The organism is Peptostreptococcus sp., assembly GCF_977045075.1.
This window is the reverse complement of the sequence record NZ_CDRRTB010000045.1, coordinates 1-12,731: the sequence shown is the minus strand read 5'-3', so window position 1 is coordinate 12,731 and position 12,731 is coordinate 1. Positions and strand designations below refer to the sequence as shown.

8 protein-coding genes and 1 riboswitch are annotated in these 12,731 nt (G+C 33.3%); of the genes, 6 read left to right on the top strand and 2 right to left on the bottom strand.

The window, feature by feature from the left end; all coding sequences use genetic code 11:
• Positions 1 to 168: 168 nt before the first annotated feature.
• Positions 169 to 609, bottom strand: a complete 441-nt coding sequence (locus ACW6OJ_RS04975) for a MarR family winged helix-turn-helix transcriptional regulator (protein WP_314497434.1) — start codon at positions 607 to 609, stop codon at positions 169 to 171.
• Positions 610 to 936: 327 nt separating this feature from the next.
• On the opposite strand from ACW6OJ_RS04975, the gene ACW6OJ_RS04970 reads away from it, so the two are divergent.
• Entirely contained in the window at positions 937 to 2,430 is a 1,494-nt protein-coding gene (locus ACW6OJ_RS04970; RefSeq protein WP_456095923.1) for an SH3 domain-containing protein, read from the top strand.
• Between the two features lie 101 nt (positions 2,431 to 2,531).
• Positions 2,532 to 2,699: riboswitch (Lysine riboswitch) on the top strand.
• Between the two features lie 115 nt (positions 2,700 to 2,814).
• On the top strand, positions 2,815 to 4,575 hold the full coding sequence (locus ACW6OJ_RS04965; protein WP_455104210.1) for a Na+/H+ antiporter NhaC family protein: 1,761 nt from the start codon (positions 2,815 to 2,817) through the stop codon (positions 4,573 to 4,575).
• 96 nt (positions 4,576 to 4,671) lie between these two features.
• Here the strand turns inward: ACW6OJ_RS04965 and ACW6OJ_RS04960 are convergent, their stop codons facing one another.
• Positions 4,672 to 5,256 carry a hypothetical protein gene (locus ACW6OJ_RS04960; RefSeq protein WP_455104211.1) on the bottom strand — a complete coding sequence of 195 codons (585 nt, stop codon included), beginning with the start codon at positions 5,254 to 5,256 and terminating at the stop codon, positions 4,672 to 4,674.
• Between the two features lie 201 nt (positions 5,257 to 5,457).
• On the opposite strand from ACW6OJ_RS04960, the gene ACW6OJ_RS04955 reads away from it, so the two are divergent.
• The 4 genes from ACW6OJ_RS04955 to ACW6OJ_RS04940 all read left to right on the top strand — a co-directional run.
• Positions 5,458 to 6,132, top strand: a complete 675-nt coding sequence (locus ACW6OJ_RS04955; protein ID WP_007790322.1) for a response regulator transcription factor — start codon at positions 5,458 to 5,460, stop codon at positions 6,130 to 6,132.
• Positions 6,133 to 6,193: 61 nt separating this feature from the next.
• On the top strand, positions 6,194 to 7,468 hold the full coding sequence (locus tag ACW6OJ_RS04950; RefSeq protein WP_456095922.1) for a sensor histidine kinase: 1,275 nt from the start codon (positions 6,194 to 6,196) through the stop codon (positions 7,466 to 7,468).
• Positions 7,469 to 7,682: 214 nt separating this feature from the next.
• Positions 7,683 to 8,000: a thioredoxin gene (gene trxA, locus ACW6OJ_RS04945; RefSeq protein ID WP_456095921.1), complete on the top strand. Its 318-nt coding sequence runs from the start codon at positions 7,683 to 7,685 to the stop codon at positions 7,998 to 8,000.
• Positions 8,001 to 8,420: 420 nt separating this feature from the next.
• The coding region (locus ACW6OJ_RS04940; protein WP_456095920.1) for a cell wall-binding repeat-containing protein at positions 8,421 to 12,731 on the top strand (4,311 nt) is incomplete at its 3' end.

The following is a 12,731-nucleotide window of genomic DNA, read 5'->3' as shown; positions in this document are numbered from 1 at the left end:
CTTATTATTTTTTTTTTGACGATTTAAATTATACATGAGATTTGATGTGTGTTCCTATTTTTTTGCAAAAAATTTAGCGTTGGGAGAGAATTTTCTCTCACCAACGCTAAATATTATACAACCTTTAAAATCCTAGCCTAAGCAACTAGGATAACATAGGTATCAATATTAGTATAGCTTTTCTGCTGTTTTAACTAAAACAGACAAGCTTTTTTCTAAATTTTTCTTGAACTTTTCATCAAAACCACTCATGTGTTCAACCAAAGTTGATGTGATTCTAAATTCTTCTTCCTTCAATACCTTTCTCCCATCTTCAGTGATGCCGTAGAAAGTATTTCTCCTGTCTCTTGGATCTTCTTCCCTAAAAACATAACCAGCAGCAACCATCTTGTTAAGAAGGATGCATAGACTTGATGTAGAGACATAAAGATCTTTGCTCAGGTTTTTAAGCTCAATTTTCTCATACTTACTAATCTGCTGCAATGTAAAGAACTGCTTAGAAGTAAGCTTCTGAATTTTCTTCATACCTGTGTTTGTGACATTTTTAATCAGGTTATCGAACCTATTAAAATTCTCAAGTAAAAGTAGTGCCAACCCTCTATCTTCCATTTTCGTCTCCTCCTTTTATATAAAATTAAATATCCATAAAATGAATATTATACTGAAATGCAATATCATAAAAAAAACTACTTTAGAACACATTTCATATATTAATTGTATCACATCTTAAGCATGATTTAAAGAGCTTTTTTCAATAAAATATAGGAGGTTACAATTTATTGTAAAAAAACAGAAAAAAATACATTCTTAAATATATTATTTATAATTGATAAAAATAAAAAAACTCAAAGATGTTACTTTTCTGTAACTTATCATGTTTACAAATTTGTAATTATTTGCTATAATGGTTAAAGTACTCAGAAAGGAAGTGTTTTTTTGAATATTAAAATAGGTTTATCTGCTTTGGCTGTTTTGCCACTATTTGGTGCTTCAGCTTTCGCAGCCGGACAGGTTGGTGTAATTAATTACGAATATGTAAATATAAGAGTAAACCCAGGTTCGAATGAAAGTGTTAAGTTTGTCTTGAAGAAGGGAGACGAAGTTGAGATACTTTCTAAGAAGGATTCTTGGGTTAATATTAAATTTAATAATAAAGATGGTTGGGTTCAGGAATCTGCTATAGCAGAGAAGTCTGAAACAGTTAATAATATAAAGACTAGTCCAGCTACTACTACAAAGACTGTGACTAGTGATACCCTGAACTTTAGGAAGGAAGCTAATACTAAGTCTGCGGTCATCCAGGTCTTAAAAAAGGGTGATAAGGTAACTGTTATTGAAGAAGGATCTGCCTGGACCAAGGTATCATTCAATGGAAAAACTGGCTATCTTTCAACTAGGTTTTTATCTGGTTCATCAGCTACTTCTAAGACAAGTGTAGGTAGTAAAATGATGGTTATGGCTAATAACCTAAGTATAAGAAAGTCTGCCAATTTGTTAAGTGAAAAGCTAGCAGACCTAAGTAAGGGTGATATGGTTGAATATATCTCTTCTACAAATGGTTGGAACAAGGTCCGTTATAATGGATATGTAGGCTATGTATCCTCTTATTACCTAAAGGATACAGGAGAAGTTGAAAATCCAGATCAGGACAATAATATTGAAAATGAAGATTTAAGCATAAGTACAAGCAAGAGTCAGGCTAATGTTTCAACTGGAAATACCAACTACATAGATATGGGTATGACACTTGACGCACATGTTGATATGCAGATGTCTAAGGCTTTAAATACCTTAACTGCAGGTGGTTGGAGAAAGGTAACAAGAGATGAGTTAAAGTCATACATGGATCCATCTAGACATATGGATGCATCTACTATCATGCAGTTTGCCTTGCTAGATAGGTATACAGAAGATATAACAGCTGGCCAGCTGAATGCATATTTAGCTAAGTACTGTAAGTCTGGTAATGTATTTTATAACCAGGGGCAGGCCTTTATAGATGCGGCTAAGAAGAATAATATAAATGTATTATACCTGGTGGCCCATTCAATGATAGAGACTGGCTATGGAACTTCAAAACTAGCCCAAGGAACTGTATATAATGGAAAGACTGTTTATAATTTCTTTGGTATTGGAGCTGTAGATGGTAATGCTCTTGCAGGTGGTAGTGCTACAGCCTATAATAATGGTTGGACAAGTGTAGCGTCTGGTATAGATGGAGCAGCTTCTTGGATTGCTAGTAGGTATATTCATAGCAGCAAGTACAATCAGAATACCCTATACAGCATGAAGTGGAATCCAAGTATTATTTACCACCAGTATGCATCTGATGTAAGGTGGCCAAGTGCTATTGCCAATAAGATGGCTGATATAGCAGCTTACTCAAATAATATAGGATCAATGAGCTATAATATACCAAAGTATAGGTAGATGTTGCAAAATACGATAGACTTGTTAAAAATTTGAAATAAAAGCAGAAAAGGGCTTGCAAGTTTTTATTACATAGTGTATACTAGCGTTAGTAATTGAATATAGAAGGTAGAGGCGCACTTGTTATTAGTACTTGATAAAAGGGTTAAAGCATCCACAAGGAAAGGAACAATTGCCGAAGCATACAAGCAGCTTTAGGCTTGTATAGCTGGGGGTACGTAGAATATGCGTATCACTGTCACAAGTATTTGTGTTGGGCTATCATTTGAGTATGTTTTCAAACGTCTCGGATGTCCATCCGAGACGTTTTTTATATTACTTGGTGTCAATAAATCTTCTATTGAGGATATTACAAAAATGAATTATATTTTATAGGAGGTTATTATGAACAGAAGAAGTTTAAGAATTTTGATCGTCACATTAATGATGACAATCTTGATGGCAGTGCCATCGTATGCCGCAGAAATTGATCAGATAGCGCAGGCGAATTCATTAAAATTAGGAATTATAACAGTTATACCGCCATTGCTAGCAATTGTCTTGGCATTCATTACAAGAAATGTTGTTATATCTTTATTTTTGGGGGTTATGTCAGGATCTCTAATACTACAGCTATCATCGGGTAAGGGAGTCTTATCTGGTATAGTATTGGCCTTCCTTGATTTCATATCTAGGGCCCTACACTCACTAGCAGATCCATGGAATGCAGGTATAGTTTTACAGGTATTATGTATAGGTGGTGTTATTAACCTAGTAGGTAAGATGGGTGGAGCAAAGGCTGTAGCTGAAGCACTTGCCAAAAGAGCAAAGACAGCAAAGGGTGCCCAGACAATATCTTGGTTATTAGGAATCCTAGTATTCTTCGATGACTATGCCAACTCACTAATCGTTGGTCCTATAATGAGACCGGTATTCGACAAAATGAATATATCTAGAGAAAAGCTTGCCTTTGTAATAGATGCAACAGCTGCTCCAATAGCAGGTTTGGCTATCATATCAACTTGGATAGGTTTGGAAGTTGGTTTGATACACGATGCTTTTAATAGTATACATGTAGATACAGATGCCTTTGGTGTATTCTTAAGTACTATACCATATAGGTTCTATAATATATTAATCTTGGCCTTCATTTTGATTACAGCTTATATGGCTAGAGAATTTGGACCAATGAGAAGGGCAGAATATATAGCAAGAAGAAGACAGAATGTAACAACTGACCTAGACCAGGGTGTTGAAGAATTAGATGATATGGCACCAAAGGAAGGTGTTAAGCTAAGTGTTTGGAATGCAATCATACCTATAGGTGTATTGATTGTCAGTTCGCTAATAGCATTCTACTATAGTGGTTACTCAACTATAATGGGTGGAAAAGATACAGCTTTAATAGCGTCAATTAATGCGAGTCCTTTCTCATTCTCTTCAGTAAGACAGTGCTTCTCATCTTCTGATGCTTCTGTTGCACTATTCCAGTCTGCTATATTCTCATCTATTGTTTCAATAATCATTGCAAAGATTAAGAAAATCTATACAATGTCTGAAGCAATTGAAGTTTGGGTAGATGGTATGAAGACTTTGATGATTACAGGTGTTATCCTGATACTTGCTTGGTCTCTAAGTTCAGTAATCAAGGAAGTTGGAACAGCTAAGTTCCTTATCAGATACTTATCTGGATCAATACCACCATTCCTATTACCAAGTATTATTTTTATACTAGGTGCTATTATATCTTTCTCAACTGGTACAGCCTATGGTACTATGGGTATCTTGATGCCTCTAGCAATACCACTAGCACACTCACTATCACCAGATATGAGTTATGTAGTAGTAGCAACTTCAGCAGTATTGACAGGTGCTATATTCGGCGACCATTGTTCACCGATTTCAGACACTACAATACTATCATCAATGGGTGCTGGTTGTCACCACATTGACCATGTTAATACACAGATGCCTTATGCTATCTTTATATGTGTTATAACTATATTATTTGGTTATTTACCAGCAGGTATGGGTGTTCCATACTATATCGTATTACCAGTTGCCATAGCTGCATCTGCAGTAGGACTTAGAATAATTGGTAAGAGGATTGATGTTGATGATAAGGAATTTGAAGCTAAGTTAGCCAAGGAAGGAATCCACTTCTAATTAAATAAAAATTTGAATTTTAGGTCGATGGCATAAAAAATCCCCCCTAATGGGGGGTGTTATCGATCTTTTTTATTAGAAATATTCTAGTTGAACTTAGTATAGATCCCTGTGCTTTAAAAGGTACTCTTTTAGTATCTCAGTAAGTAGGGGTCCTTTTTTTTGAGAGATATTTGTAGCTAGGGTAGAGAAGTTTTCCCATACATCCTGGTCAATAGTTATGGAGACCTTTTTGGCTTGCTTTATAATATCTTCCTCTATTTTAATATTTGTATTTTCAATTTGTTTTACTTGCTTTAAAGGGTCAAGGTCTTTGATAGCCATATACCAGTCATATACTTCACATAGCTTGTCCAATTCATCTTGGGTAAAGCTAACCCTTGAGGTTTTATTCTTACTGGTAGTCTTAGCTACTTTTGCGATGCTAGCATTTTTTAGGGTCTTAGTATCACTTGTAGCCCTGGCTTTAGTAGAAGTCTTGGCTTTTGTATTAGCTTTATTATCCTGAGAGCTAAGACGCTTAGGTCTTGTTTTACTTGTTGACTTACCAGATATATTCTTTAAAAGTTCTTCTTTTGAAGCGTTTTTTCTATTAGTTTTATTTATCTTTTCAGATATTTTTACATCATTTGAATTTACTGGTTCAAGTAGCTCCTTAAAAGTTATTTGTTTATTAGACATGGTTGACCTCCTCTACTTATTCCTGAATATTATAACATATATTATAAGGGTATGTATGGATATTTTCTACTAATAATGATAAAATAGGCTTATATGATATTCAAACAAAAAAATGAAATTATTTTATAGTAGGGAATTAAAATTGGCTAGTCAAGTTTAGCCGTTGATATTTATAATTGAGTGTTGATAGGGAGGAAAACTATGAAGATACTAATAGTTGAAGATAATAAAACGATTCAAAAGGATATAGAAAAGGAACTTTCAAAGCATTTTGACACTGAAACTTGTGGTGACGGTGAAGAGGGTCTTTACCTAATTTCTCAGGGGATATATGATTTAGTTATACTAGACCTTATGCTACCTAATATGGGAGGCATAGAAATATTAAACCAGGCTAGGAAGGATGGTATTGATACTCCAATCTTAATATTGACTGCCAAGGAGGCCCTTGATGACAAGGTTGAAGCCTTTACTCTTGGTGCAAATGACTACCTGACTAAGCCATTTTATATGGATGAGCTAGTAGCTAGGGTATACGCTATACTTAGGACTAACGGAAAGATAAAGGACAAGAAGTACCTGGAATTCAAGGACCTAAGAATAGATTCTGAAAAGAATAGTGTATATATAAATGATGAGGAAATAGAGTTACAAAACAAGCAGTTTAAACTTCTAGAGTACTTCGTTCTAAATAAGGGCTCAATCCTATTGAAGGAGCAAATATATGATAGGATTTGGGGGATAGATTCAGATGCTACAATTGAAATTGTAGAAGTATATGTGAGTAACCTAAGAAAAAAATTATCCAAGTATGATTATGATAAATACATAAAGACAAAGAGAAAGGTTGGTTATATACTGGATGATAAACAATAATGTTTTTGACAAGACCAAAAGGAAGCTCACTTTGACCATAATGTGTGTAGTTGAGGTCTTTATGATTTTGGTTAGCTGCTTTATATACAATTATTTTAGCATAAGTCTTATAGATGGTATTGACAATAATATAGCTGAGGAGTACCACTTTATAAAGGACCAGTATAGCAAAGATTCAATCCTAAAGCCTATAAGTCTACAGGACCCAAAAGATATCCTATATATATACAAGGGTAAGACTCTCTTATATTATACTAGGAACAGGTATTTTGGTATTAGTCTACCTGAAGAAAGTATGGTAAAAGAGTTCGGCTTCACATATGAGAATATAAACGGATACAATTTTAGGAGTCTATTAGTCAAGGATGATGATGACTACAAGTTCAAAATTATGAGAAATATTGACTCGGAAATTCAGAGCTTGGGAAATATGGTAACACTCTTAATATTGGTAGATATACTATCCCTATTACTAGTGTACGTAATAGCCAGGTACCTATCTAGTAAGGCCCTCAAGCCAATAGAAATATCGTGGAATAACCAGGTTAAGTTTGTCCAGGATGCATCACATGAACTTAGGACGCCTGTAGCTATTATCCAGTCAAAGCTTGAATCCCTATTAAAGCAGCCAGACGTTACTATAGAAGACGAGGCAGAGACTATCGCAGTGGCTATGAGGGAGACGAGGCAGCTAAAAAAGATGATAAATGAGCTCCTATCTCTAACTAAGGAGGAGTCTATAGTCAAGCTTAATATTGGTAGAGTAGACCTAGAAGACCTCTTTAAGGAAACCTTTGAAAGCTATCTAGAGATAGCCGACTACCAGGAAAAATCCTTTAACTACCAAATTAAAATGAAAAATAAGATAATTTACACAGATAAGACAAAGCTTAACCAGTTAATTAGAATACTTGTCGACAATGCCTTTAAATATACTGAGGCAGGCGATAAAATTTCTATTACGGCTAGTGATAAGGGCAGGGACAGGGTCTTGATTTTGGTTGAGGATTCAGGAATAGGTATTTCAGATAAGGACCAAAAGAGGATTTTCGAAAGGTTTTTTAGGAGTGATTCTGTTAGGGCTACTGAGGTTGAAGGGTCTGGTATTGGTCTTTCTATTGCCAAACTAATAGCAACAACCCTATATGGTAATATAAGGGTACAGTCAAAGCTTGGTCAGGGAACTAGCTTTAGTATTGACCTACCTAAGGGTAAGCCAATAAAACAAAAGTCAAAGCCTGACAAGACAAAAAATGCTAATAAAAAGAATGATAAGAAAAAGAATGATAAGAAAAAGAATGAAAAAATAAATACTGATAAGAATAATAAAGAATAAATGACGACTCTTCAATCTACCAAGTAGATTGATGTAGGAAAAGTTAGGTAGCTTTAACGGTATTTTATATTTCTTAAATGAGCTATTAATAAGTGAAAAATGAAGAAATATGTTTCAAATGACTTTTTTCAGGTATCATTAGAATATTGGTATACTTACTCAAAAATATTTGATAAAATGATATTTGATGAATATAATTTAGGAGGATATAAATATGGCAAATGTAATTAAGGTACAGGATTTCGTAAAGAATGTAAAGGAAAATGAAGGTATAGCAGTAGTAGACTTTTTTGCTACTTGGTGTGGACCATGTAATATGCTAGCACCTGTTTTTAGTGAAGTAGCTGAAGAACATAAGGACTCAGCTTACTTTGCTAAGGTTGACGTTGACGAAAGCATGGAGTTGGCTCAGGAGTTCGGTGTAAGTACTGTACCAACAGTAGTTTTCTTCAAGGGTGGTAAGGAAGTAAGAAGAGAAATAGGTTTTATGCCTAAGGAAAAGATCGAATCAATATTAGCAGGACTTAAGTAGTTTGTGCAGTTTATACTATGATTTGTAAATTTAATATAGGAGAGATTATACATAAGTAGATCTCATTTTGGAGGTTGTGCATTCAAGATATATGTAAATGAATGCGTAACCTCTTTTTTTAAACCTTAATTTTCTTGTATAAGTAAAGGAAAAAGAAATATTTAAAATATTATATTAGCATAATTTCTATCTAGTCCAAAATAAGTTAAATTTTATTACTATATTTATAATTAAATAACAAATAAGAAGGTATGGATGAGAATAATTATGACTTGTAATCGCATTTAAACTATGGTAATATATATTCTGGTAGAAATATGTTTATAATTATAAAAATGGTAGCGCTACTCTAATAATTATGTAAACGTTATTCTGACAGAAAAAGCATATTAAAAAAGTTGTGAAAAAAAGGAGGAAGTTATGCTTAATAAAAAATATAAGATAAGCAAGAAAATGGCAACAGTTGCCCTGTCTTTGATAATGACAACTGGAACCCTAGTACCAGGTTTTGCTGAAATTAACCATGTTGAAAGTCGTGCTAATTCAGGTATTTTGCAAAATGGAAAAGAAGAGAGTGAAATAAAGGCCAAGCTAAGAAAACTGGTAGAAGGGATTATATCTGACAAGAGTATCCGTGATAGATATATAGGTACAATATTTATCAAAACAGTGGACAATGGAACTCCTTTTGATGTATTTAGTGACGGTAGTAAAATGAATGAAGCTGCAATTCAGGATACACCATGGTGGAAGTTGTGGCAGGAAGCATATCGTATAAATGGGAAATTGGAAAATTTAACGGATGCACAAGCTAAATCACTTTATGATGATTTGATGCTTGAAAAAACTGCTTTGTGTTTTCCCTTGTCTAATGAACTTAAACGAGATGGATACTATGAAGGTAAAGAGGCAGATTTTGATATATATAAAGTTACCAGTGTAAATTCTTATACTCCAGCTCAAGATATCTATACTAAGGGAGAAAATAATACGGAAATAAAAAAATTATTTGGAATTGTAGCCGTAGTTAAATCTGGAAATGAACATGATATCATGCTGTCAATGAACAAAAAAATGGTCAAATCTATCAAGCATATTTCCTTTAACGGAATAGCAACTGTCAAACCAATTACTGCTATAAGACCTGTAGAACAAGACAGTGATATTGCGATGTTTAGTGTTACAGTACCTGGAGAAGTTGGACCTGAAAATCTAGTAGTAAATAGCTTAAAATACATAAACAATAATAATGAAGAAGTTACTATAAGTGAACCTTTTGGAATAGATATAAAGTATAGTCAATTAAAAAAAGTAAATACATCCCTAAAAGACAAAAGACCAGAAGGCTATGTTGAAAATAAGATTCAGGCTTGGATGAAGAGAGGCGATGCCATAAAACGTGAGATAATGGATCTTACTGAGACTAGGAAGATAGATGATGCTTTACGTGAGATTAGAGACTTTAGAGATATGGGCGAGGAAGATTTAACCAGACTATATGAAATTGTTAAGCCTATATATTATGCGGAATATAAGGAAACGACAAGAGGTATATTAACAAAAAAACTTGGTCAACAGAAAAGCAGTTTAGATAGTTCTATTTATTCACCTGAAATCTATACTAAAGAGAGTCTAGGAAATTTTAAAAGTGAACTCGAACGTATAAGTAGAAGTATGGATAATAAGGACCTGTCTGACCTTGTTGGAGATGTGGCTAGGGTCACTAATTTAAGCTTCACAGTTCTACGTTATAATACTGAAAAACTACAAGGCTTATATGACAAAGTTAAAGATAGGGTGGATAAAAGAGGAAGTTATGAATCTGATTCATATGCAAAATTTTTGGTAGCTTTCACCAGGGCGGAAAAATGGCTAGAGACTACTAAAAACACTATGCCGGTTCCTAATGATACAAAAGAAATTTATGATGAATTAAGGAATGCTGCAAATTCTTTGAAAAGAAAAGATGGAAACAGCAATGACTTAATTGAAGATGATAAAAATAAGGGTCAAGAAAATGATGCTATATATGATATCAAGGTAAATTTACAAAAACCAAATGGGCACGAGAACACCGATTTTTCAAAATTTATAAGTAAGGATGCAAAGTATATTGTTAAAGAAGGTGGAAAGAGTAAGAAACTAGTTTTGTATTTAAAACCTATCATGAGTGATAATAAAATTGATAAATTAATTACAGAATTTCAATATTCAAGAAAAAATATACTTCAACCAGCTAACACAATTACAAGGAAAAAATATCAGGTTGATTTTGTAGACGGATCAAAAGCTTTGTATAGTCCTGAAAAAATAGAATTAGATGTAGATGGCAAGCAAGATCTTCTACCAATAGATATAACATACTGTGATTCTAAGGAAAAAGTAGATGGAAAACGTTATATTACAGATAATAAGTTAAGCATCAACTATGATGAAAAGGTAAAAACAGACAACGAAAATCTTAAGCCTGACAATGGAGCCGGTAATAAGGAAGAACCAAATATACCAGGAAAAAATGAATCTAAGGACTATACGGTAAATGTTAAGTTTTTACATGAGGATGGTCATTCCGAAACCCATGCTGCACCTGCACTTATAAATAGGGCCAAACTAAGTATCAATGGTTCAGATAAAATATTGACGCTGAAGCTAAGACCACTTTATGGAGAAGGCGGTAATCCTACAGGAGTAATATCTAAAATATACTACTTTGAAGGAAATCAAAAGAGTGGTAAAAAGTTTGAGGCTAAGAATAAAACAACAGCTAGGATAAGAATGAAGTATGAATCAGTTGATAAGGAATACGAATATCCTACTCAGGTTGAAATTCCAGTAGATGGGTCTACACGACAATTGTATTTGGGTCTTGACTCTGCTACACCAGTCTTTGGAGATAAGACTCACGCGCATACAGTAGTCTTAGACATAGATTATGCTAAAAAGACTGATGGATACAATGATAATGAAGTGGATAAGACTCAGTTAATAAACTTAATAAATAGCATAAACAAGGATTATTATCAAGTCTATAAAAATATTATACCTGAGAAACCATATGAAAACCTAATGTCTGCCTATAATAATGCAATATTAGTTAGTAACAATATTAATTCCACAAAAGATGAAGTAAGTGAGGCATATAAAAATTTATTTAATTCTCTTATAAAGCCTAATTTATATATAGAGTTTGATATTGTCAAAAGACAGGCAGATGCAGATTTAAAATCAGATTCAGAATCAGGTAAATATACTCAAGAGAGTGTTAAAGAAGCAAAGAAATTCGCAGAAGATAGCTATAAAGAGCTGAAAGAATACCTTGCTAGAGATGATATACAAAATTCTAAGATAGATGATTATAAGTTTGAACTACAACACTCACCTGATAGACTTAGATATGATACTAGTGAGTTGGAAAAGGTAGTAAGCGAAGCAGAAGTAAAATTAAATTCAGACAAATACACTGATGAAACATTGGAGTATCTAAAGGATAAGTTGTCTGAAGCAAAAAGTTATCTTAAAGAGACAAAGAGTAAGAGGGGACAGGATAAAAGGTCTGAGCTGATTAAAGAAATAGATAATGCTATTAAGTCACTAATAGAAAAGACGGAAAAAGTTTCTAGCCAGGCGAGAAAATCTTTGGAGAGCAAAATAAGTATAGCTAAGAAAATAGAACAAGGTAAAAAATCTAAACTCGCTTACGATGAACTTAATAAGGTGATAAATGAATCTGTAAACATATTAAATGTGTCTGGAAATGACGACGACTATAAAAAACAGATAGAAAAATTAGAAAAGGCAATTGAAAAATTTAAAGCATCTGAAGATATCAAAATAGATAATGCAGATAAAAATAAAGAAGAGGATAAAAACAAAGAAAAGGATAAAAACAAAGAAGAGGATAAAAATAAAGAAAAGGATAAAAACGAAGACAAAGATAAAAATAAAGAAAAGGATAAAAACGAAGACAAAGATAAAAATAAAGAAAAGGATAAAAACGAAGACAAAGATAAAAATAAAGAAAAGGATAATGATAATTCTGTCAAGAAAAATATTGATGCAAAAATCATGGATGAGAACAACAGGGAATCAATGGCAGATATTTTCCTTAAAGACCATAAAGTAGTAACAAAATATGACAAGGATAAAGATCAAACCACATATGAATTAACGTTCAAAAGGTATGATGTTGATAAACCTAGTGTAGGCAAGCTATATGTGAAAAATGGTGAAGATTTTAAGGAAGCAAACCTTGCTAATGAAGATAAGGGGGTAAATACTTTTAAATTCATTAGAAAGGGCGAACCTGAGAAAAGCATTATAATAAAAATGTATATTCCTGCCATGAATGCTGAAAAGACTGCCAAGCTAACACTTAATGTAAAAAATGAAATTGCAAAGTCTGAAATTACTAGTCTTGAAGGTGAAAACAGGTATGACACTGCTTGTAAAATAAGTAAAAAGTTATACCCTAAGACAAACAAGAGGGCTGTATTGGCATCTGGTCAAGTGACTGTAGATGCTCTATCAACCTCTCTATTTGCAAGCAAGAAAGGCGCTCCAATACTATTAACTAAGAGCTCTTATCTGCCAAGTGAAACTATAAAAGAGTTAAAAAGACTAGGGGTCAGTGAAGTAAGTATAATTGGTGGTTATAATACTATCAATAGACAGGTTACTGATGAATTGAGAGCTATGGGTATCAGTACTGAAAGAATTTATGGTAGCGATAGG

Excerpts from the sequence above, each read along its gene's own strand:
- ACW6OJ_RS04975 (WP_314497434.1), bottom strand. The coding sequence starts at position 609 with ATGGAAGATAGAGGGTTGGCACTACTTTTACTTGAGAATTTTAATAGG.
- ACW6OJ_RS04965 (WP_455104210.1), top strand. The coding sequence starts at position 2,815 with ATGAACAGAAGAAGTTTAAGAATTTTGATCGTCACATTAATGATGACA.
- ACW6OJ_RS04960 (WP_455104211.1), bottom strand. The coding sequence starts at position 5,256 with ATGTCTAATAAACAAATAACTTTTAAGGAGCTACTTGAACCAGTAAAT.
- ACW6OJ_RS04955 (WP_007790322.1), top strand. The coding sequence starts at position 5,458 with ATGAAGATACTAATAGTTGAAGATAATAAAACGATTCAAAAGGATATA.
- ACW6OJ_RS04950 (WP_456095922.1), top strand. The coding sequence starts at position 6,194 with ATGATTTTGGTTAGCTGCTTTATATACAATTATTTTAGCATAAGTCTT.
- trxA (WP_456095921.1), top strand. The coding sequence starts at position 7,683 with ATGGCAAATGTAATTAAGGTACAGGATTTCGTAAAGAATGTAAAGGAA.